The sequence below is a fragment of the Acidiphilium sp. genome (genome assembly GCF_049977125.1).
In the GTDB taxonomy this organism is placed as follows: Bacteria; Pseudomonadota; Alphaproteobacteria; order Acetobacterales; family Acetobacteraceae; genus Acidiphilium.
Map to the genome: position 1 here is coordinate 1 of NZ_JBMFGY010000043.1, position 26,236 is coordinate 26,236.

Below are 26,236 nucleotides of genomic sequence, written 5' to 3' on the forward strand. Positions count from 1 at the left end.
GCACCGAGCACGATGTCCGGTGTCGCCCCGGCATGATCGGCGGCGAACGCTTCCAAAATCAACGCGGGTGCCGGCAACCCCGAATCGGCAGCCAGCACGAAGCGATCGCCGCTGGCGGAGGCGAGCCCGGCAGCTTCCAGCCCGGCATAGAGCGTGCGGGCCAGCGGTGTGAGCGGTTCGCCCGGCGGGAGCGCCGCCAGCGACTGATGCGCGAGCGAGCGGGCGAAGGCTTCGAGGATCTGCCAGGAGTCCGGCCGCTCGGTCAGCATGGCGGTCTGCAACGCCGTGATCGCATCATGCATCGCGGTCGCGCTCGCGGCACGCTCCAGCCGGATGCGGCTCTGGTGGAACAAGGCGGGGGCGCTTTTGCGGCGGTCGAACACCACGGCGCGGAACAACCCGCCCGTCAGCGTCGCGATCACACCGCCGTCGGCGGCATAGAGCGTCGCCGCGATCGAGAGCGATTGGTCGGTCTCACGATCGACCACCACACGCGCCCGTGCCGGCATCCCGCCATCCCGATCGACCCGCAAACTCGCGAACCGCACCGGCAGATAGGCGTAGCGCTCGCCCGGACGCAGCTTGATGTTCTCGAACAGGGCATGGAACGCGGCATCGAGTGCCACCGGATGCAGCACATGCGCGCGGGTGAACGCGCCCGATCCCGCCTCGATCGGCGATAAGTCGATCTCGATCACCTTGTCATCGCGCCGCGCCGCGATCACCCGGCGAAACGCCGTGCCGTACTCCACCCCGGCATCGCTCGCACTGGCGTACACGCGCTCGGCGGTCATGTGGTGCGGCAAATCGGTCGGTGGCACGAACGCAGGCGTGGCGGAGGTCGGGCGAATGACCCGTCCCCTGGCGTGCAGGGTCCATTCATCGCCGGCATGGCGCGGCCGGCTCGAGATCTCGACCATGCCGGTATCCACCGAAAGCCGCACCGCGATCTCGCGCATTTGCCCGGCCTGCAACGGCAGCCATTGCAGCAGGTCGAAATCCTCGAGCCCGATCGGACCGTCGGGATAGATCTCGCGCGCCGCCGCCAGCGCCATTTCGGCGAAGCCGGTGCCGGGCATCACGATCTCGTCGTCGATCCGGTGATCCGCCAGATAGGGCACGATCACGGCATCGAGCAGATGCCGCCACTCCGTACCACCCGCCTGCAACCGGTGGCCGATCAGCGGATGCAGCGGTGCACTGCCGTAAAAGTCGAGCGCCTCGCCGGTGTGGTTGTGCGGAAACTGCCGGCGCTGCCAGGCATAGGGCGGCAACGCCACGACCCCGGCCGGGCGTGGCCCGAACACCGATGCCGCATCGAACCGGCAGCCCGCCACCATCGCCCGCGCCACCACCAGCATGACCGGATTGCCGGGTAGAGCGCCGGTCTTCTCTTGGGAACCGGTCTTCTCTTCGACCAGGCTGGCCAGTGCGGTGCCTTCGGCGCCGATGTCGCGCAGCGTGTCGGCGATGTTGTTGCCCAGGATCGGGCGTGGCCCGATCTCGCTGAACAGGCTCGCGCCAAGCTGCGCCGCCGCACCCACCGCCTCGCGAAACCGCACCGGTTGGCGCACATTGTGCCACCAGTATTCCGCATCGAGCCGATCGCCCGCCATAGCCTCGCCGGTCACGGTCGAGACGAAGCCGATATCGGTGCGCTGCGCTACGATTGTGCCGAGCGCTTCGAGCAGCGGCGCGCGGATCGGGGCGAGCAGCGCGGAATGGAACGGATAGGCGAGGTCGAGCACCCGCGTCGCGATCCGGCGCTTCTGGGCGAACCGCACGAACCGGCGGATCGTCGCCTCGTCGCCCGACAGCGTGACCGAGGACGGGCTGTTGCTCGCCGCCACTTCCAGCCCGGTGAACCCGGCCTCCGCGATCAGGGCGGTCGCCGCATCATGCGACAGGCTGGCGACCGCCATGGTGCCGAGACCGTGCACGTCCTCCTGCTGCTGGCTGCGATGATAAATAATATGCACCGCCTGCGCGAGGCTGATCGCCCCGGCCGCCTGCGCCGCCGCAACCTCGCCCACGCTGTGCCCCAGCACGACATCCGGCACGATGCCCGCCTCCGCCAGCGCCGCGGTCAGCGCCGCCTGCACCGCGAACAGCATGGGCTGCGCGATCCGGGTGAATTTCAGCCGCGCCGCCAGATCGGCGTCGTGCAGCGCCTCGATCAGCGACCACCCGGCGAGCGGGGCGAACAGCGCATCGATCGCATCGAACCGCTGGCGGAAGGCAGTATCGCGCTGATAGGCGGTGCGGCCCATGCCGGGCCACTGGCAACCATTGCCCGAAAACACGAAACACACGCGCGGCGGCAGCGACGGCGCGGTGCCGGCCGCAATGCAAGCACCGGCCCCCGTCTGGCTGAAGCCGCGCAGCGCCTGCGCCATCGCGATCGGCGCATCCACCGGCACCGCCAGCCGATGCGGCGCAGGATCGCGCTGCCACGCCACTGCCCCAGCGATCCGAGCGGGAGAGATCGAACCGGCCTCGATGAAATCGGCATAGGCCGCCGCCGTCGCCGCCAACGCTGCCTTCGACTGGGCGGACAACATCAGGATCGTCGCTGCGCCAGCATCCCCGCCCGGCGCATGGCTCGCTGGCGTGCCAAGCTCGACCCCCTCGGCTGCGCGCAGCACCACATGGGCGTTGGTGCCGCCGAACCCGAACGACGACACACCCGCATGCAACGTACCGACCGGTGCCAGCCGCACCGCATCGGTCGCGACCGCAAGGTTCAACGCCCCGAAATCGATCGCCGGATTGAGCGTTTCACTATGCAGCGTGCGCGGCAGCAACCGATGCTCCATCGCCAGCACCGCCTTGAACATCCCCGCCAGACCCGAGGCCGGCTCCAGATGACCGATATTGGATTTGACCGACCCGATCGGCAAAACCTCGGCACGCTTCTGCCCCAACGCCTCGCCGATCGCGGTGGCCTCGGCCGGGTCGCCCACCGCCGTGCCGGTGCCATGCGCCTCGGCAAACGACAGACGCGCGGGATCGATCCCCGCCTCGCCATAAATCCGTTCGAGCAGCGCACGCTGCCCCTCCATCGCCGGCAGTGAAATGCCGGAGGTCCGTCCATCCGAATTGATCCCCGAGGCCAGCGCCACCGCGCGGATCGGGTAACCCCGCTCGATCGCGACATCCCGCCGGGTCAACACCATCGCCACCGCACCCTCGGCGCGGACATACCCATCCGCCGCCGCCGCGAACGGCCGGCACAACCCGGTGGGCGACAACATCGAGGCACGCGAAAACCCGATGAACGGCGTCGGTGACAGCAGGAGATTGACCCCGGCCACGATCGCGACATCGATCCGCCCGGAGGCAATCGCGGCCTGCGCCTCGGCGAACGCCACCAGCGAGGAGGAACACGCCGTGTCGATCGTGAAACTCGGCCCGTGGAAATCGAAAATATACGAAATCCGGTTCGACAGCACCGACAAGGTGTTGCCGGTCATGAAATGACTCTCGATCGCGGCCGGATCGGTGGTGTGCAGATTGCCGTAATCGAGGCTCGACGCCCCGACATAAACCCCGACTTCGGTGCCCGCCAGCGCACTCGGCGGAATCCCCGCATTCTCCAGCGCGCCCCACACCACATCGAGCAACAACCGCTGCTGCGGATCGATCTCGGCCGCCTCGCGCGGCGAAATGCCGAATACCACCGGATCGAACCCGAGCGGATCATCGATATACCCGCCCGCGAACGTATAGCTGAACCCCGGCTGCGCCTTGTCGGGATGCAGAAACCGCTCCGCCCGCCAACGCCCCTCAGGCAGCGCGCCCACCGCGCAACGCTCCTCGATCAGCAACCGCCAGAACGCAGCCTCGTCGGGCGCACCGGGCAGGCGGCAGGCGATGCCGTTGATCGCGACCTGCGCTTTGTCGATCGGCGAAGCGCCTGTGGGGAACGAAATCAAATGACGACTCACTTTCCGGTAACGAGGTGGGGACGATGACGCGAGCGTGATGACACGGCTTCTTATCCAATGTCACGAAATGAAACCGGCGTCATGATGCCATCCCCTGGCGGGCCGATGCAAACTGTCACGCGATGCGCGCGTGCAGGCGGCGGATCAGCGCGCGCCGATCCCTGTCTCACGAGCAAGCCGATCGCCTTCGTCTGACGCAGAAATACCATCTGAACGCGATCTTGCCCTAGGATATTGATAAATAGAGCATTTTTATCCGATCAGATGACTCCATCTGATCGGAAAATGCCCTAGCCTCCAGTCGCATGGACGAAGCCATAACCCATGATGATCAGCATGATCACGATATAGACCCGCAGCCCCCAGAACACCGCTTGCTGCCAGGGCCGCAGCGTCACCCTGGTGACCTCGGCGGGTGGGATCAGCCAGCCTTCGCTATGGGCGATCGCAGCGATCGCGGCATCCTCATTCGGTTCATGCGACCGCGGCCCAGAGTATTTCCGGGTCGGCACCGCTTTGAAACTTTCGCGGCGGTGGCGGATTTCGCCGAACATTTCATCATCCCGGTTCATTACAGACCTCGTTCACAGCAAATGGGGGCTCACAGCACATGGGGGAACACAGTGGAAATGCCGTAGAGCGCGTTGCAGCCGATCAGCAGCACCATCACGCCGATCGACAGCCCGTTGCGTAACGGCGTGTTGACATGCACGCCAAGCAATTCCCGATCGTTGAGCAGCATCAACAGAAACAGCATCGCGGCGGGCATGAATACGGTCGCGATCACCTGCACGGTCAGGTTCAGAAACCCGACCGGCACATGCGGCAGCATCAGCACCCCGGCGGCGATGGCGGTGCCGACCACGGCGGGGGCATAGAAATACAGCGATTTGCGCGCCGAAACATTGACCGAACGCGGCACGTCGAGCGCCTCGCCGATGGCCCAGGCGGTGCTCGCGGTAATCACGATGGAGGCGATCAGCCCGGCTTCGAGCAGGCCGAGCGCGAACACCACCATCGCACCCCGACCCAGCTTGGCGCCGATGCCGGCCACCACCGCATGATCATCGAGAGCGGCGGCGTTGGGCAGACCATGCAGATACTGGCCGGCAATCACGATGATCGATATCGCCACCGCGACCATGCCGCTCACGCCGAGCATCAGGTCGCGCCGGCTTGCCGCGATGTCCTTGGTCAACAACCCCTTGTCCACCACGCAGGATTGCTGGAAAAACAACTGCCAGGGCGCGATGGTCGTGCCAAAATTCGCCGAGATCAGGATCAGGAACGAGGCCGAGAGCAACCCGCCCGGCAGCACCCAGCCCGCGCCGCCGGTGAAAGTCTGGCCGATCACCGACCAATCGGGGTGCGAAAACAGCGCGAGCGGGATGAACACAACGTTGAACGCGGCGATCAGCAGCGAAACCCGTTCCCATTTCGAGTATTTCAGAAATACCAGAACACCGACCACGAAGGTGAAGGCGAGCGGGATCGTAACCAGATACGAGACGTGGAAAATCCCGCTGGCGACGCGGATGCCGATGAACTCGGTCATCAGCGTCAATATATTCGCCACCACCAGGTCGATCAGCGAGAACGCGCCCCAGAAGGCGCCGTAGCGCTTCCAGATCATCTCGGCATGGCCGCGCCGCGTGACCGCGCCGAGGCGGATTGTCATTTCCTGGACCAGATAGGCGATGAAGCCGAGCGGGATCATCAACGGGATGAACAGGCTGAGCCCGTAGGTCGCGCCGGTCTGGGCGTAGGTGATCACGCCGCCGGCATCGTTGTCGCCGAGCATCACCAGAAGGCCTGGCCCGATCAGCGCAAGACCGAGGGCAAGACGGTTGGCAAGGGTTTTCGGCGCTTCACGCAGGCGTTGGATGCGTAGCCGGTCGCGCAGCCGTTGTTCCAGCCCCTCGGTGTAGCTGACCGGAGCGGCGGTTTCGGGTGGGAAGTCTTTGATTTCGAGGGACATGCAATGTCTCCGATCGTGGCTTGCGTCTGGAGGGGGCGGTGCTTGCGGATCAGCCGGGGTAATGTCTGGTGGCGCCCCGCCATCCGGGCGTCATCGCCCGGTGGCACATCGATTTCAACCATCCGGGCGTTATCACCCGGTGGCATATCGACTTCAACCATCCGGGCGTTATCACCCGGTGGCACATCGGATTCAGCCACCCGGGCGTCATCGCCCGGTGGCGTAGAGGCATGATCCGGTCCGGATCGAAACGCACTGAAGGCGCGATGCGCCGATTAGAATTCTGTCTGCGAAAGATCATCGTGATCCCTCCTCCTGGTCTGCATGGCGTGCACCCGGGAGAGGGATTGCGACCGGGTCAGCGCATCCGGTGCGCCGCCCCCGCGGCCGACCCAGCCCGGGCAATCATCCAATCGCCGGCCGATGTCACAGGCAGCGCGAAACGCCGACTATGATCCTCCGACGGTTGGCAACGCGATCGCGGTTTCATGGTATCCCTGGCTAAGAGTGATGGGGCTGAGAGTAATGGCGCTGAGGCTGGTGTGTCGCGCGCAACCGCTCGCAATTGCGGTATTGCCGACATCGGTTCAGTATACCCCTGGGTAGTATAAGGTCAAGCACAAACATGCAGTATACCGACAAGGAAAAACGCCGGCTGGTGAACCGGCTGAGCCGCATCCGCGGGCAGGTCGAGGCGATGCAGGTCGCCCTCGCCGAGGATGCGCGCTGCACCACGGTGCTGCAGCAGGCGACCGCGTGCCGCGGTGCCCTGGACGGCTTCATCGCCACAGTGATCGAACATCACATCCGTCAGCATATCGCCGCACCCGATCACCCGGAAACCGATCGCGCGCAAGCCGCCGAGGAGTTGATCAGCGTGGTGCATGCCTATCTGACGTGACCCGCTATGATTTCGGGCTGGGCGGTGGATGAGCCGATTGACAAAAATAAAGCCTTGGCTACATTCAGTAGCGATGGACGCACTCACGCCCGCTCCCCTCGATCCCAACGATGATTCCGGCCCCGATCAGGACGCGTTGCTCCGTCGGGACGCCGATTTTTTTGCCGCGCGCCGCACCATGACCTGGCGGCCACGACCGATTTCGCCAGGGTTGCGCCTGTTGCTCTGGTCGCTGCGGCTTTATGTCGTCCTGATGCTGATCGTCGTGGTGGTTGAACTGATGCGCGTCGTCGCGTGACGGTGAGGGTTCCGGATCATCCCGGCGATCCGTCCCATGAGGATTATGATCGGGCGCGTGATCGCCAAGCGCTCAATCGCGCCCGCCGCTTCCCCTCGCGCTGGTTCGGCGCCCGGCTGCTGCTCCTGCTGATCGGTCCCGGCGTGGTGACGTTTCTCGGCGAGAACGACGCGCCGAGCATGCTCTCCTACGCCGCCACCGGCTCGCAATTCGGCATCGGCTTCTTCCTACCGTTCGTCGTGTTCACCTTCGCGATCGCCTTCGTGGTCCAGGAAATGGTCGCGCGCATCGGCGCGGCCACCGGGCGCGGTCACGCCGACATGATCTTTGCCCGGTTCGGTCGCTTCTGGGGCGGGTTCGCCATGCTCGATCTGACCGCCGGAAATTTTCTCACCCTGGTGACAGAATTTATCGGCATCCGCGCGGGGCTGGGCTATTTCGGCGTGCCGCCCGTGCTCGCGGTGGGCGGCAGCATCGTCGTGATCGGCTTCGCGATCTCGACCTCGCGCTATCGCACTTGGGAGCGGATCGTGATGGGACTGGCGCTCGGCAACGCCATCTTTGTCCCGGTGGCCCTGCTCGCGCACCCCGATTTCGGCGCGATCGGCCACGCTATGCTGACCTGGAGCCCTCTACCCGGCGGGTTGAAACCCGATACCATCACCCTGATGATCGCCGACATCGGCGCCACCGTAACGCCGTGGATGCTGTTCTTTCAGCAAGGCGCCGTCGCGGACAAGGGATTGACCCCGCGTGAGCTGGCCGGCGCGCGCACCGACACGCTGATCGGCACGGTCTTTGCCGCGGTCTTCGGCATCGCCGCCATCGTCGCGACCGCGCCGCTGTTCGCCCATGGCATCAGCACCGCGAATTTTCAGGCCGCCCAATTCGCCGAAGCCTTGCGGCCGCTGATCGGGCCGCTCGGCGCGGCGCTCTTCGCGATCGGCATTTTCGAGGCCGGCCTCGTCGCCGCGATCGCGATCTCGACCTCCTCGGCCTATGCGTTCGGCGAAGTCTCCGGCACCGCCCACAGCCTGAACACCCCCCTGCGCGAGGGTTGGCGGTTCTATGCCGTGCTGCTCGGTTCAGCCTGCGCGGCCGGCGGCCTGACCCTGATCCCCGGCGCGCCACTTGAGGAAATCGTCATTCTGGTCAACGTCGTCGCAACCCTTGCCATGCCGCCGGCCCTGTTGTTCCTGATCGTGATTGCCAACGATGCCGAATTGATGGGACAGTATCGTAACGGATGGCTCGGCAATGTCGCCGGCATCGGGGTGACGGTATTTTTGATCGGCAGCGGTCTCGCCTTCGCCGCCACCGTGCTGTTTCCTCATTTGTTCGGCTGAACCCGCAAGGCGAGGGAGTGTCCATGACCGATTTTCAGACCGGGCTCGGCAAGACCGCCGCCAATTACCAGCCGCTCACGCCGCTGTCCTTCATCGCCCGTACCGCCGCGGTGTGGCCGGAACGGACCGCGATCGTGCACGGCGACCGGCGCTATACCTGGCGTGACACGTATCAACGCTGCCGCCGCCTCGCCGCGGCGCTGGCCGCTCACGGCATCGGCGCCAATGACACCGTGGCCGTGATGGCCCCCAATATCCCTGAAATGATCGAAGCGCATTTCGGCGTCGCCATGGCGGGTGGCGTGCTCAATGCCATCAATACCAGGCTGGATGCCGCCACGATCGCGTATATCCTGCGTCATGGCGAAGCGAAAATCCTGCTGACCGATACCGAGTTCGCGCCGGTGATCAGCGCTGCCCTCGCCGAACTGGGCGCGGCCGCTCCCCTGGTGATCGACATCGCAGACCCTGAAGGCCCCGGTGGTCCAACCCTCGGAGCCCTCGACTACGAGGCGTTTCTGGCCGGTGGTGATCCCGATTTCGAAGGGCAGATGCCAGAGGACGAATGGTCGGCGATCAGCCTGAACTACACCTCAGGCACGACCGGCAAGCCCAAGGGGGTCGTCTATCATCACCGCGGCGCCTATCTCAACGCGCTCGGCAATGCGGTCACCTGGTCCCTCGCGCATCATCCCGTCTATCTCTGGACGCTGCCGATGTTCCATTGCAATGGCTGGTGCTTTCCCTGGACCATCACCGCCCTCGCCGGCACCCATGTCTGTCTGCGCCGGGTCGATGCCGCCGCCATCGCCCTGGCGGTGGAACGCTTCGGCGTGACCCATCTGTGCGGCGCGCCCATCATCATGAACATGATGATCGTAGCACCCGAACCACTCCGTGCCACTTTCAGCGGCCGCGCGCTTGCCATGATGACCGCCGGCGCACCGCCGCCCGCCGCCGTGATCGCGGCGATGGACGAACTCGGCATCCGGCTCACCCATGTCTATGGCCTGACCGAAACCTACGGCCCCGCCACGGTCTGCGCCTGGAAACCCGATTGGGATCACCTGCCCGCCGCCGAACGGGCCGTGCTGCGCGCCCGCCAGGGCGTCCCCTACGCCGTTCAGGACGGGCTGATGGTCGCCGATGCCACGACCCACACCCCGGTTCCCGCCGACGGCAAGACCATCGGCGAGATTTTCATGCGCGGCAACATCACCATGATGGGCTATCTGAAAGACCCCGAGACCACAGAAGCATCTTTCGCCGGCGGCTGGTTCGCCACCGGCGACCTCGGCGTGATGCACACCGATGGCTATATCGAGCTGAAAGACCGCTCAAAGGATATCATCATCTCCGGCGGTGAGAACATCTCGACGATCGAAATCGAAACCGTGCTCTACCACCATCCCGCCGTCTTCGAAGCCGCCGTCGTCGCCGCGCCCGATCCCCATTGGGGTGAAGTGCCCTGCGCCTTCGTCGTTCTGAAACCAGGCATGACCGCAACCGCCGAAGAACTGATCACCCATTGCCGCAACCACATGGCCCGGTTCAAAGCCCCGAAAACCATCGTCTTCGGGGAGTTACCGAAAACGGCAACCGGCAAAATCCAGAAATTCGTCCTCCGTGACGCCGCACGGCTGGCCCATGCCGAACAGGTGAGGGGGGATGCGAAGGCAAGATAAGGGGGCAAAATCCCCTGGCCCCGGGCCGAACGGATCGCGCCGGGTAACGCCATAAATCGCAGCCAGCGCTTACAGCCGGCTTGGCTTGGTCGCGTCCCGTGATTGCCGCCGCGCGAGCAACGCGGAGCCGTAGGCTGCCTCGGTTTGGGCCGCGGCGGTCACATCGACCCCAATGACGCGCGCGCGCAGCGCGGTCCAGACCGGGTTGACCGCACCGCCGCCCACCGTGAGAACGCGGCGCAGGCGTGGCGCGCCCAGAGCGGCAAGCCGGCGATATCCCAGCGCCTCGATCCGGGCGAGGCCCTCGAGCAAGCCGTGCAGAAACAGAGTATCATCCACCGGCCGGGGGCCCAGGCGTGGTTCCAGCGTTGCGTCGTTGTTCGGAAACCGCTCGCCCGGCGCGGGCAGCGGATAATAATCGAGCCCGGAATCCTGCCCTGGATCGATGCCGCGGCTGATTGCGCTGATCTGCTCCGGCGTGAAATACCGCGCCAGCACCGCCGCCCCCGCGCTCGATGCGCCACCCGGCAGGAAATGTCCCGCCAACCGATGGCTGTAAACGCCATAATCCGGCGCGAACACCGGGCGGTCCGAGACTAGTTTGAGCGTCAGAGTCGAGCCCAGCGCCGTCACCCCGTCACCGGGCTGATCGGCGCCGGTCGCAAGGAACGAGGCGCAACCATCCGTGGTGCCGGCGACCAGCCACGTCGCCGGATTGAACCCGAACCGTGCCGCGATCGAAGGTGAAATCGGGCCTAGCACCGTGCCGGGTTCGACCACGCGCGGCAGCGCCACCGCCAGACCGAGCCGCCCGATCCAGCCCGGCCAGGCTCCCGCCACCGGATCGTAGCCGGTCTTTAGCGCATTGTTGGCATCCGAAACCCCCAGGGGACCGCCCAGAAGATGCGTTACCCAATCCGCCTCGTGCAATGCCCGCTGCCCGCTGCCCGGCACCGCGTGATCGAGCAGGCGTGCCAGCGGCGAGGTCTTGCCGTGGGCGGCGCTGTCGCGCGGCGCCATCTCGGCGATCCGCGCGACCGAGGCCGCCGTCGCCTGATCGATATACAGCGTTGCCGGCCCGGTTGGCCTTCCCGCCGCATCGGTCACGATCAATGTGCCGGACGTGCCATCGACCGCGATGGCTCTCACCGCAGCCATGTCGATCAAGGGACGCAGCACCGCCAGCGCCTCGCCGACCCCGCGCCAGATCGCCATGGCATCGCGCCGTTCTTCGGCCCCAATCCGCGCCCGCCCCCAACCCTGCACCGTGCCCGCCGCATCAATCGCGACGGCACGTATCCCTGAGGTGCCGATGTCGATCCCCAGCGTTAGCATGAGTCCGGTGGTGTCAGGCTCGCGATGAACCGTTGGATTTCCGTCGCGATCATCGTGCTTGCCACTGGCGCATGCCCTACCAGCATTCCCCGGTCGATGCCGCAGGGTCGATGGTTGCGCCACAGGGAACGGCGGCGGCAAAGACCGCGCGTGTCGCCCCGGTTCTCACGACGGAGGGGAGGCCCAGAGCGACAAGCGATTAAGTCGTCGCGGCAGCGGCAACTCAATCGCATGAAATCGCTCAAAAAACATACTGCTAGAACGTTACGCTGAAAGCATAACGCTCTAGGTCGCATCGCCACGCTCTTCCCGGCTATCCATACGCTTCAGCCATTACCGGAACCCCGGCTCGACGAAGCCGCGCAGCTTGCGCGAGTGCAGCCGTTCGACACCCTGGCGGCGCAGGATGTTCATGGTTTCGATGCCGATCATGATGTGCTGGTCGATGCTGGTGCGGTAGAATTCATTGGCCATGCCGCGCAGCTTGAGCTGGCCGTGCAGCGGCCGGTCCGACACGCAGAGCAGTGTGCCGTAGGGGACGCGGAAGCGGAACCCGTTGGCGGCGACGGTTGCGGATTCCATATCCACCGCGATCGCGCGGCTGCGGTTGAAGGCGGCGAAATAGGTGTCGAGCTGGATTTCCCAGTTGCGGTTGTCGGTGGTGGCGACGGTGCCGGTGCGCAGGCGGGTTTTGAGTTCGTGGTCGCGCAGGCCGGTGATCAGCGAGGTGGCTTCGGCCAGCGCCACCTGCACTTCCGCGATGGCGGGGACCGGCACCCAGAGCGGCAGGTCCTCGTCGAGCACGTGATCGGCGCGGACATAGCCGTGCGCCAGCACGTAATCGCCCAGCACCTGGCCCCGGCGCAGACCGGCGCAATGGCCGACCATCAGCCAGCAATGCGGGCGCAGGACGGCGATGTGATCGGTGATCGTTTTCGCGTTGCTCGGCCCGACGCCGATATTGACCAGGGTGATGCCATCGCCGCCGGCGCGTTTCAGATGATAGGCCGGCATCTGCGGCAGATTGCGGCTGAACGCATCCGCATCGATCACCTCGCCCGGGGCGGTTATCTGATCACCGGGGCCGACGAAGCCGGTGTATTCGCCCGATTGCAGGCCGGCGCGCGCATACTCGATGAAGGCGTCGGCGTAGCGCTGGTAATTGGTGAACAGCACGAAGGACTGGAAATGACCAGGTGCCGTGCCGGTGTAATGGTGCAGCCGGGCGATCGAGTAATCCACCCGCTCGGCGGTGAACAGCGAGAGCGGATTGGGCGCATCGGGCAGCGGGCGGGTGGTACTGTTGGCGATGCAATCGTTGATCGCCCAGAGATCGGGCCGGGTCGCACGATCGAGCAAAGTGTCGTAATCGATCCCCGAAGCCGCGCCCGATACATCCGGCGCGGCAAAGGCGATCGGGATCGGGGTTTCGCTCGGGCCGACATGGACCGGGCAGCCGTGGTGATGCATCAGATGGGCGATCTGCTCAGTATAGTAATCGGCGAAGATATCCGGCCTTGTCAAAGTGCTGCCGTAGGTGCCGGGTTCGAGGAAGACGCCGTGCGAGAGCCGCGCATCGACATTGAGCTGCTCGGGCGTCACCCGGAACGCGACATAGGGATAGGGGGACGCGACCGGGGATGCTGCCGGATCGGCGATTGCGGCGGCGAACCCATCGCGGATTTTCGCCACGCTCTCGTCGTACAAACGGCGGATTGCGGCGACCGCGGCGCCGGCATCGTCATAGGCGACCAGCCGCTCGAAGGACGGCATCATCGCGCGGCGCCCACCGCCTCGCCCGACCGGCCCACACCCCACCTTGCGAGATTGAAGCCGAAGTATCCACCGATACTGAGGTTCTGGGTTTTGACCATGGTCATGATTGTTTCATCCCGGCATTTTCTGGAGTGGGTTCAGAATTGAGTCGTTCGGGCCAATTTGTCCATGCTTTGCCGATAACACGCCGGGCGTGAAGCCCTTCTCTTGCCGTTTCAGGCCTCTGCAACCGTTGGTGCGCCGGGCAGGACTTGAACCCGCAACCAAACCGTTATGAGCGGTCCGCTCTAACCAGTTGAGCTACCGGCGCACGTGAGGTCTCTATGAGCAATTGTGGGGCCGATTGGCAATACGGGGCGACCCTTGTATGACGCGCGCGGGTTCATCAGGAGGATTTTCTATGGATGTGAGCAAGTTATCGACCGGAAAGGCGCCGCCGTCGGATATTCATGTGGTGATCGAGATCCCTCAGGGGTCGTCGGTCAAGTATGAGGTCGACAAGGCAAGTGGGGCGATCATGGTCGATCGCTTTCTGTTCACGCCGATGATCTATCCCGCGGCGTATGGGTTCATTCCAGGAACCTTGGCCGACGATGGCGATCCGGCGGATGCGATGGTGCTGACGCCTGCGGCGGTCGTGCCGGGCGCCGTGATCCGGGCGCGGCCGATCGGGCTGCTGCGGATGGAGGATGAGGCCGGGCAGGACGAGAAGATCGTTTGCGTGCCCCATGACAAAATCTATCCGCAATGGTCCGATATCACCGAGGTCGCCGAGCTGCCGGCGATCACGCGCGACGCCATTGAGCATTTTTTCACCCATTACAAAGACCTGGAAGCCGGCAAATGGGTCAAGGTGACCGGCTGGGAGGGGCGCGCGGCGGCCGAGGCGGCAATTACGGCGAGTCTGGCGCGCTATAAACCGTAGTCGAACCGCTGGAAGTCGAACCGCCGGACGTGGTCTTGGCGCGCCACGCGGGATCACGCCGCCGGCATAGCGACGCCTGGTACGCGAACACCCGAAACCAGCCTGGTTGACGAGACTTCAGGGTGTCGCCCGATCGGGACGGGCGCACCAGCCGGGCTGGTACCGGCGCGGTCTGGGCGGTAGCGAATTCCTGCGGGGGCGATAGCGCGGGTCGATCCCGGTTCGGTGTCATGCATGACCGAAGCCTGAAGGGCGGTACGGTTTCGCCACCCCTTGCATCCGCCCTCGATTCCGCCGAACACGCCTCATGCAACCGCTCGCGCTCTACATCCACTGGCCGTTCTGCCTGTCCAAATGCCCCTATTGCGATTTCAATTCCCATGTCCGCGACACCATCCCCGAAGCCCGCATCGTCGCGGCTCTCCGCGCCGAACTCACCTTCGAAGCCGCCCGCCTCGGCCCCCGTCATCTCGCCTCGATCTTCTTCGGCGGCGGCACGCCCAGCCTGATGGCGCCCGAAAGCGTCGCCGCCCTGATCGCCGACGCGCAATCAAGCTTCACTAGTGATGACTCGCTCGAAATCACGCTCGAGGCCAACCCCACCAGCATCGAGACCGCGAAATTCCGCGCCTATCGCGCTGCCGGCGTCAACCGAATTTCCATCGGCGTCCAGAGCCTCGATGATACCGCCCTTGAATTCCTTGGCCGTGCCCATTCCGCCGCCCAGGCCATGGCGGCGGTCGAAATCGGCCGCGCCATTTTCCCTCGCACCAGCTTCGATCTGATCTACGCCCGCCCCGGCCAGACCCTCGCCGCCTGGCGCGCCGAACTCGGCAAGGCTCTCGCCGTCGGCCTCGACCATCTCTCGCTCTATCAACTCACCATCGAACCCGGCACGAGATTCGCAACGCTCCACGGCCGCGCCGCCTTCACCCTGCCCGATGATGACACCGCCGCCGCCCTTTATGACACCACCGCCACTATCGCCGCGCGCTACGGCCTCGCTGCCTATGAAATCTCCAATTATGCGCTGCCCGGCCAGGAATCCCGCCACAACCTCGCCTACTGGCGCTATCAGGACTACGCCGGCATCGGCCCCGGCGCCCACGGCCGCATCACCCTGTCCGGCCGGCTGCTCGCCACCCGACGCCACCGCGTCCCCGAGGATTGGGCCACTCGCGTTGAAACCCATGGTAACGGCAGCGTCGCGGAAATCGAGGTCACCCCGGACGAACGCGCCCGCGAAGCCCTGCTGATGGGCCTGCGCCTCGCCGAGGGCATCGATGTCAAAGCCTTCGCCGCCCGCACCGGCCATCGCCTCGCCACGGTCATCGACCCCGCGATCCTCGATCAGGCCTTGCTCGCCGGTTATCTTGAAACCACCAGTACGCACCTGATCGCCACCGCCGAAGGCCGCAAACGCCTCGACTCCCTGCTGGCCGCTCTGGTGATTTGACGCGCACGCCTATTTCTGAACGCGCGGACACCAGAACGATGACCGGTTCGCCTGAACCGACCGCTCGATCCCCGCGCACAACGGCTTGCCGGGGCAGTGATCGCAGGGCTGACCTTCCTTGCCATAGACTTTCCATTCGTTCTGGAAATAACCCAGCGCCCCCGACGGTTGAACATAGTCGCGCAAGCTCGATCCCCCCGCCGCGATCGCCTCGGTCAGAACCGCCTTGATCGCCGCCACCAGTCGTTTCACCTCCACCCCCTTCAGGGTGCCGGCAAGGCGATAGGGGCTGATGCCGGCCCGGAACAACGCCTCGCTGACATAGATGTTCCCAAGCCCCGCAACCACCGACTGATCGAGTAGCGCCGACTTGACCGGCGTCGCCTTGCCCGCCAGCGCCGCCGCCAGCACGCGGGCGGTGAATGCGGCCTCGAGCGGCTCCGGCCCCAGCGCCACGATCAGCCGATGCCCATCCTCCCCGGCGGTCGCCACCAGATCGAGCGCCCCGAACCGGCGCGGATCGACAAACCCGACAACGCGGCCCCGATCGGTGGTGATGGTGAGATGCTGATGCGCCAGCGGCGCCCGGTCGATCGTCATCCGCCCCGACATGCCGAGATGGATCAGCACCGAAACCGCGCGGTCGAGCCGCATGAACATATATTTGCCGCGCCGGCGAAACCCGTCCACCCGCGCTCCCACGATCATCTGCACGAAACCATCCGGCACCGGCCAGCGCAGATCACCCCGATCGAGGCGGGCGGCGGCGATGCGCTCCCCCTGCAGACACCCCGCAAGGCCGCGCATGACTGTTTCGACTTCGGGGAGTTCCGGCATGATCCATTTCCGGCTATAGCCTGCCCCCATGCCCGACACCAGCAGCGACACCGTCGATTTCGGATTCTCCACCATCGCGCGCGCACAGAAATCCCAGCGTGTGCGTGATGTGTTCAACAGCGTCGCCCGCCGCTACGACGTCATGAACGACCTGATGTCCCTCGGCGTGCACCGGCTCTGGAAACGCGAATTCGTCGGCATGATGGACCCGCGACCCCACCGCACCCTGCTCGATCTCGCCGGCGGCACCGGCGACATCTCGTTCCAATGGCGCCAGCGCGGCGGCGGCCCGGTGATTTTGACCGACATCAACGAGCAGATGCTCGGCGTCGGCCGCGGACGCGCCGAGCAGCGCGGCCTGATCGACGGCATCGCCTTCGCCGTCGCCGATGCCGAAACCCTGCCGCTGGCCGATGCCTCGGTGGACCGGGTCTCGATCGCGTTCGGCCTGCGCAATTGCACCAACAAGGAGCGCGTTCTGAGCGAGGCGCTGCGCGTGCTCAAGCCGGGCGGGCGGTTCTTCTGCCTCGAATTCTCCAAACTGCAAATCGCCGTGGCCGCGCCGCTGTACGAGCGCTGGTCCTTCGCCGCTCTCCCCGCGATCGGCGCGGTCGTGGCCAACGATCGGGAGTCCTATCAATATCTCGCCGAGAGTATCCGCATGTTCCCCGATCAGGAGACTCTGGCCACCATGATGCGCGACGCCGGTTTCGCCCGCGTCTCCTACCGTAACCTGACCGGCGGCATCGCCGCGATCCATGCCGGGTGGCGGATTTGAGCCTGGCCGGCAAACGGGTCCTGCTGATCATCAGCGGCGGCATCGCCGCCTATAAAGCGCTCGAACTGATCCGCCTGCTGCGCAAGGCAGGGGTCGGCGTCCGCGCCGTGCTGACCCGCGGCGGCGCCGAATTCGTCACCCCCCTGTCGGTCCAGGCGTTATGCGAGGACCGGGTCTATACCGATCTGTTCTCACTGACCGATGAGAGCGAAATGGGTCACATCCAGCTCTCGCGCAGCGCCGACCTGGTGGTGGTGGCGCCGGCCTCGGCCGATCTGCTGGCCCGCATGGCGGCCGGCCTCGCCGATGATCTGGCAACGACCCTCCTTCTGGCGACCGACAAGCCAGTGATGGTCGCCCCCGCGATGAATGTGCGGATGTGGCACCACCCGGCGACGATCGCCAATCTCGCGACCCTCCAGTCCCGCGGTATCGCCATTGTCGGGCCGGAGGCGGGGGGCATGGCCTGCGGTGAGTTCGGTCCCGGCCGCCTCGCCGAACCCGATACGATACTTGCCGCGATCCGCCAGCGCCTCGGTCACGCCGGCGCGCTTTCGGGCCGCCACGCGGTCATCACCAGCGGACCGACGCATGAGGCCATCGATCCGGTGCGCTACATCGCCAATCGCAGCTCCGGCAAGCAAGGCCACGCGATCGCGCAGGCGCTCGCCCAGGCCGGTGCGCGCGTAACCCTGATTACCGGGCCGGTCGCGCTGCCCGAACCGCCTGGCGTGACCTGCATTCCCGTCGAATCCGCGGCAGCGATGCACGCGGCGGTGATCGCGGCGCTGCCCGCCGACATCGCGGTATTCTGTGCCGCCGTGGCCGACTGGCGGGTCGTCGCCGCCGACCGGAAGCTCAAAAAATCGGGCGCGCCGCCGCAGCTCACCCTGGTCGAGACCCCGGACATCCTCAGCGACATCGCCCACCGCGCCGCCGATCGCCCGGCTTTGGTGATCGGCTTTGCCGCCGAAACCGAAAATCTGGTGGCGAACGCCACCGCCAAACGCGCCCGCAAGGGTTGCGACTGGATCATCGCCAATCACGTCGGCGCCGGGTCGGATGTGATGGGCGGGGATGCCAATGAAGTCGTTCTGATCAACCAGGATGGCGCGACGCCGTGGCCACGCGCCTCGAAGGCGGCCATCGCCGAGCGGCTGGTTTCCAACATCATCAAGGAAATGACATGAGCGTTGCGGTTTCGGTCAAGCGTCTGGCGCATGGCGCTGATCTGCCCCTGCCGCACTACGCCACCGCCGGTGCCGCCGGAATCGACCTGCTCGCCGCCATAACCGAACCCGTGCTGATCGCCCCCGGCGCCCGCGCCCTGATCCCGACCGGCCTCGCCATCGCCCTGCCCGATGATCATGAACTCCAGATCCGCCCCCGGTCGGGTCTCGCGCTCAAACAGGGCATCATGGTCGCGAACAGCCCCGGTACGATCGATGCCGATTATCGCGGCGAGATCCAGATCATCCTGCTCAACGCGGGCGATGCCGATTTCACCGTCACGCGCGGCATGCGCATCGCCCAGGCCGTGCTCGCCCCGGTCAGCCGCCTCGTCTGGCGTGAAACCGACGATCTGGACCGCACCGCGCGCGATGCCGGCGGCTTCGGCAGTACCGGCACCACAATTCCAACGGGAGGCTGACCATGGCACGCGACAAATCCGACGCTTTCAAACGTCTCGCCGAAAACCGCACCAACGAGGCGCTCGGCGCGATCCGCAAAATCGGCAACCTGTCCAACCGCAACAACTACAGTTATTCGCCCGACCAGATCAGCAAAATCTTCACCGCACTTCGCACGGCACTCGATGCCGCCGAGCAGCGCTTCGTCGAAACCGACGACAGCAACGAGGACCGCTTCACCCTGTGATCCCGCCGGCGGCCTTGCGTCCAGAACAGGTAACGTTCTCTTAACATTTTCCGCCTAGACTTCCCTGTGTCGTCCTCCGCCGAAGCCACAGGTCAGTCCATCGTCATGCCCGAACCCCGTCTCCGCTTCGAAGGCCGCAGGGCCGGTCGCCACCTGTTCCGCCGCACTGTCCTCGCCGCTGATCGAAGGGGCTCGTTCGCGCTCGAATTCGCGATGGTCGGGCCGATTTTCCTGCTCATGCTGCTGTTCATCTTCAACGTCAGCTACACGCTGTTCATGAACGAGGTGCTGAACAACGCGACACAAACCGTGGCGCGCGCGATTCAGACCGGCAATGCCCAAGGGGCGAGCAGCGGGTCCAGCTTCGTGCAGAAATATTTCTGCCCTAACACCTATGGTCTGCTCAGTTGCAGCAACATCTATCTGCGCGTCGAACAGATCAACACCAGCGCCTGCACCGATTTCTATGATGCGACCAGCGCGACATTGCCGATTTCGGGCGGCGCGCTGCAACTCGGCGATTATGGCGGCACCGGGTCGGATCTCGGGCCGACCGCCTGTGCGACCGGCAATTCGACCACCGGCTTCTGCAATGCCGGTCCGAACGAGGAAATCCTGATCAGCGTGATCTATCCCGCGCCGAGTTTCATGGGTGGGCTGCTCGGCACCGCGTCGGTCGTAACCTACAATGGCAATTCCGTGACACCGCTTCTGGCCACGGCCGGGTTCGAGACCGAGGGATTTGCACCGACCGCGCAGCCGGACCCGTGTTGATCGGGTCGCCCTTCATGCGCCGGGGTGACCGGCGCGGCGTCGCCGCCCTCGAGTTCGCGCTGGTTCTGCCGCTGATGATCGCGCTCTTGTTCGGCGTCTATGAGCTTTCCGAACCGATGATCATCGACCAGCAGGTCTATGCGGCGGCGCACAGCATCCCCGCCTCCGCCAGTATCGCGGCGGTGCAGGGCGATGGATCGACGTCTCTGACCTATGCGCAGGTCCAGTTCGCCGAATCGACCATTTTCGCTGAAATCCCGGCGCTGCGCTCGGGTCAGGAAGCTCATGCGTCGAGCGACAGTGTCACGATGTCATCGGTCGTGTTCGAACCCAACCCATCGACCTGCGTCGCCAGCGTGTCATCGCCGTGCAACTACAACGCCTATGTCGCCTGGAGTGTCGCCTACACCGGCGGCGACAGTCGGGAGGCCTTCAACCAGGTCACCCGGCCCTGCGGGATAGTCACGCAGGTTCCCGCCGGCGATACCGCGCCCGGCACCCTGCCGACTCTCGGCGTCTCGACCGAGGCGACCGCGTGGCCCGATCCGATTCTGGTGGTCGATGTGGCGTTTTCCTACCAGCCACTCCTGCTGACCTACACGAAAACCCCCATCGTGTTCGCGGCGAGCGGGCTCTGGCCGGTTCGCAGCGTCAAGGCCGCCTCGGTCGATGCCAGCGGCAACGCCACCCGGCTACTCCCCGATCAGCAATATACAACGATAACCGGTCTCGGCAGTGCGCCAACGTCTTCCTATTGCGTCAACCCGAATTACTCGGAATCCGGCACATGATCGCGATCGTTCGGCGCTTCCTCCGTGACAAAAAAGGCGCCATCGCGCTCATCTTCGGTTTCTCACTGATTCCGATGGCGATGCTGGTCGCGCTCTCGATCGATTTCTCCTTCTACACCCAGGCCCGCGCACAAATCACCCTCGCCGCCGATGCAGCCGCCACCCACGCGATCCGGGCCGCCACCGAGACCTACGCCACCGAAATCAACGAAAATCCTCCGGTCGCCGCCGCCACCGCGATCAGCGATGCCGATGCCGCCGGAGAGGCCGCTGGCGCCGCCTGGTTCGCCGCCCAGCTGGCAACCCTCCCGACCGCCAGCGTCACCGGGCCGAACAATCCCGACGTGATCGTGCAATCGAACACCAATCTCTCCGCCACCAACCCTGCCGGTTTCACCGCCACCGTCGCCTACACCGGCACCTACCCGCCGTTTTTCGACCCGTTGTTTTCCAGCACCACCAACTGGAAAATCACCGGCACCGCCGGCGCGCTCTCGACCTATTCCTATGTCGAAATTCTGATGATGCTGGATAATTCCGGCTCGATGGATATCGGAGCGACACCTGCGGATATCCTGAAGCTCGAGCAGAACACCGTGTGCATTCCGTCCTCCTGGTCGAACACCGGCGCAAATGGGACGGGTGCGTACGATCCGAACAGCCCGGAAGCGATCAACATGGGCCAGGTCGCTCATTACAATGACTATGGCAACCCATCCAATCTGAACGGAACATGCGCCAGCGGATATCAAAACCCCCCTTTCGCTCCGTGCGGCTTCGCTTGTCATACCCAGAGCAACAATCATGATTATTACGGCATCGCCCGGAGTCTCGGGGTAACTTTGCGCGAGGACGTCGTGATCCAGTCCGCAGAAAATGTCATTTCCTCGATGGCGGCAAACGAACAGGCACCGGATCAATTTTCAGTTGGAGTTTACCAATTTAACAGTGATATCTCGCCCCTCTTCCCGACAGCGGTAACGCAAACAACGACTGCAAATCCGGAAGCATCGACCGATCTGTCCGCGGCTCTAGCAGCCGTCGATTCCATCGATTACAATAAAAATCCGAATATGGTTCAACCGGTATTACCTAACGTCCTGAACGCCGAAGAAGAAACTGACCTCACCACATCCGTTACCGATCTTCTGGCAGGGGCGTATAGCGACGGCACCGAATTTGGTAAACCAATCACGGCTGCTGGGTCCGGAAACAGCCAAAATTCGCCCCAAAAAGACATCTTCATTGTCACCGACGGCATGGAAGATGCGGCTTCCGGTGGTCAAAGAGTACTCGGCGAAATGACCGGCGTTGCTGCCGAAAACGATTCTTATCCACCAACTCCCGGCATCTGTACGAAATTCAAGGCGTTGAAATTCACGGTTTACGTTCTGTATATCGAATATGATCCGCTGGCGAACACATGGTATGAAACGTCAAGCGCAACTCCGACTTCCTACTTTCATGAAGATTTCCCAAACGTGAAGAGCCCGACGCCACAGGATTTCGCCGAGGCTACCAGCGCCGACTACGGCGGCACCGTTCCGGCCAACGCGATGTCGCCCGACGAAGCGGCCCTTCAGGCCTGTGCGTCATCACCCAGCGATTTCTATGTCGCGACCAATGCGGCCGCCATCAGCACGGCGATGAACGCGATGCTGAAATCAGCGCTCAGCAGCGCCATCCGCATCACCCAGTGACCTTTTACGTGCCATGGGACGTCTTTCGCGGGATGGTCCATCTAGACCGCCGCAGCGCCGTGCGGTGCTGATGTCGGCAACTCCGGCCGGGCATTGAGCGGGGGTATCGTTCTACGCTAGGCTCCGGTCCGATGAGACAGGTTTTGGTGACGGTCGGGTTCGGTTTGGCGGTGGGTGGTTGCTGGAGCGTGGCATCGGCCCAGGTCACGGTCAATCCACAGGCGTTACGGCAATTGGCGGGCAAGCCAGCGGTCGCGCCGCCGGCGCGGCCGATCGTGGCGCGACCGGTTCGACCGATCCTCCGGCATCCGATCGTCACAACACCCGTCAGGACGCCGAAGCTGCCGTTGCCGCCACCCCCCGTGACGATCGCTGCCGTGGCACCAACCAAGCCGGCCGTGCCGCGCGGGGTCACCCTGCTGTTTCCCGATGTGGCGGTCGCCTTGCCGCCGTCGCAGTCGCGGGTTCTGGTTGCCTTCATCGGACGCCGATTGAACCGGGCCGCGCATTTCGTGGTGCAGGCGACGGCGCCGGGAATGGCGGGAGATCCCTCGGTCGCGCGGCGGATGGCATTGAACCGGGGGCTGGCGGTGCGGCGCGCGCTGCGCCGGGCGGGGGTCGCTTCGGATCACATCATCGTTCAGGCCCTGGGCGACCCGCCTGGAATCGTGCCCGACCATGTTACGCTGACGGAAATACCGTGAAGGTTCCACGACCATGACACGACCGAACCTCTATCTCATCCGCATGCTGGTGTTTCTGATCCTTGTCTATGGGCTGGCGGCGCTCATCGCGCCGACTTTGGCGACTTTTTATATGGCGAATCCGGTGGTCAATTCGGTGATCGTTCTGGTCGAGATTTTCGGCATCGGCTGGAATTTGCGCCAGGTGCTGCGGCTGAGCCCGGAGGTGGATTGGGTTGAGCGGTTCCAGCGCTCGCGCGCCTCGATCGAACAGGGGCCGAAGCCGCGGCTGCTGTTGCCGATGGCGCGGATGTTCGGGGCGCGGAACGACGACGGCAAGCGGGTCAGCCTTTCGGTTGCCAGCATGCGCACGATGCTCGATGGCATCGCCAGCCGGTTGGATGAAAGCCGCGAAACCTCGCGCTACGTCACCGGGGTGATGATTTTTCTTGGTCTGCTCGGCACGTTCTGGGGCTTGCTGAAAACCGTGCATGCGGTGGCTGGCGTGATCGGGGGGATGAATGTCGCGGGTGGCGATGTCAATGCCATGTTCGATCAGCTGAAAGCGGGGTTGGCCGGGCCGCTGGCGGGGATGGGAACGGCGTTTTCATCCTCGATGTTCGGTCTGTCGGGGGCGTTGATCCTGGGATTTCTGGATCTGACGGCGGGTCAGGCGATGAACCGGTTCTTCAACGAGCTTGAGGAATGGCTCGCTGGTCTGACGCGGGTTTCAACCGGGGCGTTGGCGGGGGATGGCGAGGCGTCGATGCCGGCCTATGTCCAGGCGCTGCTCGAACAAAGTGCGGAGAATATCGAGGCGTTGCAGCGCGTGCTGCTGCGCAACGAGGAAAGCCGGGCACAGACCGCGCAGGTGACGCAGACCCTGAGCGAGCGAATGAACACGCTGACCGAGGCGATCCATAACTCGCACCGGATCATGCTGAAAATCGGCGAGGGTCAGGCGGCGCTGGCAAAACTGGCCGAGCAGACCGATCAGGGTAATGATGACATCGCGCGCGCCCATCTGCGGAATATCGAATTGCTGCTCGCGCGGCTGATCACCGAGGCCGAGCAGGGGCGGGTGCAGGGCATGGCGGATCTGCGGCATGATTTGAAGATTCTGACCCGCACGGTGGCCGCGCGCCTCGATGACGTGAGGGGCTGAGCGATGGCGCGGCTGTATCGAAGCCGGAGCAACGGGCTGGAGATCTGGCCGGGCTATGTCGATGCGCTGTCGACATTGCTGATGGTGACGATTTTCGTGCTTCTGGTGTTCGTGCTGGCCGAGGCGTTCCTGTCGGTGGCGTTGAACGGCAGCAACAAGACGATCGTGACGCTGCGGGGCGAGATTGCGCAATTATCCAATGTGTTGGCGCTGGAGAAATCCAAGACGGCATCGCTGCGTGATGAGCTGGCGAGCCTGGCGTCGTTGATGAAGGCCAAGCAGGCGGCAAGTGCTGCGGCGCTGTCCGGGCAGGTCGCGCTGAATTCGCGCGAGGTGGCGACAGTCGCACTGCTCGATCAGCAGATCGCGGCGCTGCGATTGCAGATCGCGAGCCTCGCGGCGGCGCTCGATGCGGCGGCGGCGAAGGACAAGGCGGATCACGTGCAGATCGCCGATCTTGGCAAGCAACTGAACGAGGCGCTGGCGCGCAAAGTGCAGCATCTGCAGCAATATCGGAGCGCGTTCTTTGGCGAATTGCGCAAGGCGCTGGCGGGCGAAAAGAATATCAAGATCGTCGGCGATCGGTTCGTATTCGAGAGCGACGTGCTGTTTCCCTCGGATTCTGCGCGACTGTCGAGCGCGGGCCGGGCTGAGATCGCGGATGTGGCAACCGCGATCGAAAAAATCGCGCCGAAAATTCCGCCCCATCTGAACTGGGTGCTGAGTGTGGGCGGCTACGCCGACAAGGTTGCGATCAATGGCGGAAAATATAAGGATAATTTCGATCTTTCGGCGGCGCGAGCGCTTGCGGTGCTGCATCTGTTGGTGGCGGACGGGGTGCCGAAGAACCGGGTGATCGCGACCGGGTATGGGGCGGAGCACCCGATCGCGGTGGGTGACACGGCGGCGGATCTGGCGAAGAACCGGCGGATCGAGTTCAGATTGACCTCGGCGGATTGACACCTCAGCGGCGCCGCGTCGCCACGACGAGCTGATTGCCGTCCGGATCGCGGAACCGCACATCGCGCACCCCCCAGGGCTGATCCATCGGCGGCCGATCGGTATTGATGCCGTGCGCCAACGCATGGTCGTACCAGCGATCGACATCGTCGACATCCAGATGTGCGACGCCGCCGGGCTTGGCGTCGCCCTCATGGGCTGAGAGCCGGATCGCGAGGCCGGCTTTCGCGATCTGCATGAAGAGCGGATGGTCCGGGGAAAAGCGATGCTCCCAGTCGATCGTGAAACCGAGACCCTCGAGATAGAAATGCCGGGAGCGTGCCTCGTCGGTCATCCGCAGGGTGGGGAAAACCCGTTGGGTCGTCACGGCATTGTCCTGCTGTTTCAGCATCGCGCACCAGCTTTGCGGGGTGATGGTGCCGCCCGGCATGGCCCAGTCGTAGCTCAGGGTCGCGCGCGCCGACGTGTCGAACCGCAACCGCACGATTTCGCGGAACGCCTGGCGATCGGCCAGATCGCCATGGCGCAGCACGAGGTTGTGGTCATCCGCCGTGTCAACCGAAAAATGCTGCAACCCATTGATATTGTTGTTGGCATGAACAATCTCGATCACGCCGTCCGATCGGCGGCCGAGGCAGGCGACCTCGGTGTGCAGCAATGCTCCATCGGCCGCGGTGGCGGTGAAGCGGTAGGTCAGCGTCGCCGGATTGAGGGGCGGATCGATGATCAGAATGCCGGTGAAATCACGGGAATCATGGCTGACGCCGGCGCCGACGTAGCGGCCGGCGCGCGCGGCGAGAAACGTGATCGGGTCGTTCATGCGTGGCTCCTGCTGGTAACCCATGGTCAATTTTCGGGAGGTGATCGTGTCATGGCCAAGCTGACCGCGCGATAGGAATCCGGCGGCGCGGGCGGAATTTTTCGGCGGGCGGAGGTGATTATGTGATGACCTGTGCCCATCGGTGTGAGACCCAACTTCGGCACTTTTCCCTTCATAGGCATCAAAAAACCGCAGAATTCTGC

General features: G+C 64.6%; 23 protein-coding genes and 1 tRNA gene. 16 read left to right on the plus strand and 8 right to left on the minus strand.

Annotated elements, in window-relative coordinates:
* From ACP5E6_RS08765 to ACP5E6_RS08775, 3 genes are all read right to left on the minus strand, one after another.
* Positions 1-3,935: type I polyketide synthase (locus tag ACP5E6_RS08765; RefSeq protein WP_427953851.1), on the minus strand; the 3,935-nt coding region annotated here is incomplete at its 3' end.
* 302 nt (positions 3,936-4,237) lie between these two features.
* Entirely contained in the window at positions 4,238-4,519 is a 282-nt protein-coding gene (locus ACP5E6_RS08770) for a hypothetical protein (RefSeq protein ID WP_427953852.1), read from the minus strand.
* A 29-nt stretch (positions 4,520-4,548) separates the two neighbouring features.
* Positions 4,549-5,925 carry an NRAMP family divalent metal transporter gene (locus ACP5E6_RS08775; RefSeq protein ID WP_427953853.1) on the minus strand — a complete coding sequence of 459 codons (1,377 nt, stop codon included), beginning with the start codon at positions 5,923-5,925 and terminating at the stop codon, positions 4,549-4,551.
* Positions 5,926-6,550: 625 nt separating this feature from the next.
* On the opposite strand from ACP5E6_RS08775, the gene ACP5E6_RS08780 reads away from it, so the two are divergent.
* The 4 genes from ACP5E6_RS08780 (at position 6,551) to ACP5E6_RS08795 (ending at position 10,155) form a co-directional block, all read left to right on the plus strand.
* On the plus strand, positions 6,551-6,826 hold the full coding sequence (locus ACP5E6_RS08780) for a metal/formaldehyde-sensitive transcriptional repressor (RefSeq protein ID WP_427953854.1): 276 nt from the start codon (positions 6,551-6,553) through the stop codon (positions 6,824-6,826).
* Between the two features lie 73 nt (positions 6,827-6,899).
* Positions 6,900-7,124 (plus strand): hypothetical protein, encoded by a 225-nt coding sequence (locus ACP5E6_RS08785; protein WP_427953855.1) that lies wholly within the window; start codon positions 6,900-6,902, stop codon positions 7,122-7,124.
* Positions 7,121-8,470, plus strand: a complete 1,350-nt coding sequence (locus ACP5E6_RS08790; RefSeq protein WP_427953856.1) for an NRAMP family divalent metal transporter — start codon at positions 7,121-7,123, stop codon at positions 8,468-8,470. The genes ACP5E6_RS08785 and ACP5E6_RS08790 overlap by 4 nt, the downstream gene beginning before the upstream one ends.
* Before the next feature lie 23 nt (positions 8,471-8,493).
* Positions 8,494-10,155 carry an acyl-CoA synthetase gene (locus ACP5E6_RS08795; protein WP_427953857.1) on the plus strand — a complete coding sequence of 554 codons (1,662 nt, stop codon included), beginning with the start codon at positions 8,494-8,496 and terminating at the stop codon, positions 10,153-10,155.
* 69 nt (positions 10,156-10,224) lie between these two features.
* On the opposite strand, the gene ACP5E6_RS08800 is transcribed toward ACP5E6_RS08795, so the two are convergent.
* The 3 genes from ACP5E6_RS08800 to ACP5E6_RS08810 form a co-directional block, all read right to left on the minus strand.
* Entirely contained in the window at positions 10,225-11,490 is a 1,266-nt protein-coding gene (locus ACP5E6_RS08800) for an FGGY-family carbohydrate kinase (RefSeq protein ID WP_427953858.1), read from the minus strand.
* Between the two features lie 333 nt (positions 11,491-11,823).
* Entirely contained in the window at positions 11,824-13,266 is a 1,443-nt protein-coding gene (locus tag ACP5E6_RS08805) for an AMP nucleosidase (protein ID WP_427953859.1), read from the minus strand.
* Positions 13,267-13,499: 233 nt separating this feature from the next.
* A tRNA-Ile gene (locus tag ACP5E6_RS08810) sits at positions 13,500-13,576 on the minus strand.
* Positions 13,577-13,666: 90 nt separating this feature from the next.
* Between ACP5E6_RS08810 and ppa the strand changes: the two genes are divergently transcribed.
* Positions 13,667-14,191 (plus strand): inorganic diphosphatase, encoded by a 525-nt coding sequence (gene ppa / locus ACP5E6_RS08815; RefSeq protein WP_427953860.1) that lies wholly within the window; start codon positions 13,667-13,669, stop codon positions 14,189-14,191.
* A gap of 307 nt (positions 14,192-14,498) precedes the next feature.
* Positions 14,499-15,647: a radical SAM family heme chaperone HemW gene (gene hemW / locus ACP5E6_RS08820; RefSeq protein WP_427953861.1), complete on the plus strand. Its 1,149-nt coding sequence runs from the start codon at positions 14,499-14,501 to the stop codon at positions 15,645-15,647.
* 9 nt (positions 15,648-15,656) lie between these two features.
* On the opposite strand, the gene mutM is transcribed toward hemW, so the two are convergent.
* Entirely contained in the window at positions 15,657-16,484 is an 828-nt protein-coding gene (gene mutM / locus ACP5E6_RS08825) for a bifunctional DNA-formamidopyrimidine glycosylase/DNA-(apurinic or apyrimidinic site) lyase (protein WP_427953862.1), read from the minus strand.
* A 28-nt stretch (positions 16,485-16,512) separates the two neighbouring features.
* Here mutM and ACP5E6_RS08830 point away from each other — a divergent pair, with 28 nt between their 5' ends.
* The 10 genes from ACP5E6_RS08830 (at position 16,513) to ACP5E6_RS08875 (ending at position 25,213) form a co-directional block, all read left to right on the plus strand.
* On the plus strand, positions 16,513-17,262 hold the full coding sequence (locus ACP5E6_RS08830) for a class I SAM-dependent methyltransferase (protein ID WP_427953863.1): 750 nt from the start codon (positions 16,513-16,515) through the stop codon (positions 17,260-17,262).
* Complete coding sequence (gene coaBC / locus ACP5E6_RS08835) at positions 17,250-18,452, plus strand: bifunctional phosphopantothenoylcysteine decarboxylase/phosphopantothenate--cysteine ligase CoaBC (RefSeq protein WP_427953864.1); 1,203 nt, start codon at positions 17,250-17,252, stop codon at positions 18,450-18,452. Before ACP5E6_RS08830 ends, coaBC begins: the two co-directional genes overlap by 13 nt.
* On the plus strand, positions 18,449-18,913 hold the full coding sequence (gene dut, locus ACP5E6_RS08840) for a dUTP diphosphatase (RefSeq protein ID WP_427953865.1): 465 nt from the start codon (positions 18,449-18,451) through the stop codon (positions 18,911-18,913). The genes coaBC and dut overlap by 4 nt, the downstream gene beginning before the upstream one ends.
* A 2-nt stretch (positions 18,914-18,915) precedes the next feature.
* The gene (locus ACP5E6_RS08845; protein ID WP_427953866.1) at positions 18,916-19,140 is read left to right on the plus strand and encodes a hypothetical protein; all 225 of its coding nucleotides are present in this window, start codon (positions 18,916-18,918) and stop codon (positions 19,138-19,140) included.
* Positions 19,141-19,245: 105 nt separating this feature from the next.
* Positions 19,246-19,914, plus strand: coding sequence for a TadE/TadG family type IV pilus assembly protein (locus tag ACP5E6_RS08850; protein ID WP_427953867.1), 669 nt, complete (start codon positions 19,246-19,248; stop codon positions 19,912-19,914).
* 14 nt (positions 19,915-19,928) lie between these two features.
* On the plus strand, positions 19,929-20,705 hold the full coding sequence (locus ACP5E6_RS08855; protein ID WP_427953868.1) for a TadE/TadG family type IV pilus assembly protein: 777 nt from the start codon (positions 19,929-19,931) through the stop codon (positions 20,703-20,705).
* Positions 20,702-22,405: a TadE/TadG family type IV pilus assembly protein gene (locus tag ACP5E6_RS08860; RefSeq protein ID WP_427953869.1), complete on the plus strand. Its 1,704-nt coding sequence runs from the start codon at positions 20,702-20,704 to the stop codon at positions 22,403-22,405. Before ACP5E6_RS08855 ends, ACP5E6_RS08860 begins: the two co-directional genes overlap by 4 nt.
* 131 nt (positions 22,406-22,536) lie before the next feature.
* On the plus strand, positions 22,537-23,109 hold the full coding sequence (locus ACP5E6_RS08865) for a hypothetical protein (protein WP_427953870.1): 573 nt from the start codon (positions 22,537-22,539) through the stop codon (positions 23,107-23,109).
* Between the two features lie 13 nt (positions 23,110-23,122).
* Positions 23,123-24,253 carry a flagellar motor protein MotA gene (locus ACP5E6_RS08870; protein WP_427953871.1) on the plus strand — a complete coding sequence of 377 codons (1,131 nt, stop codon included), beginning with the start codon at positions 23,123-23,125 and terminating at the stop codon, positions 24,251-24,253.
* A gap of 3 nt (positions 24,254-24,256) precedes the next feature.
* Positions 24,257-25,213, plus strand: coding sequence for a peptidoglycan-binding protein (locus ACP5E6_RS08875; protein ID WP_427953872.1), 957 nt, complete (start codon positions 24,257-24,259; stop codon positions 25,211-25,213).
* A 4-nt stretch (positions 25,214-25,217) separates the two neighbouring features.
* On the opposite strand, the gene ACP5E6_RS08880 is transcribed toward ACP5E6_RS08875, so the two are convergent.
* On the minus strand, positions 25,218-26,033 hold the full coding sequence (locus ACP5E6_RS08880) for a glyoxalase superfamily protein (protein ID WP_427953873.1): 816 nt from the start codon (positions 26,031-26,033) through the stop codon (positions 25,218-25,220).
* Positions 26,034-26,236: the final 203 nt, after the last annotated feature.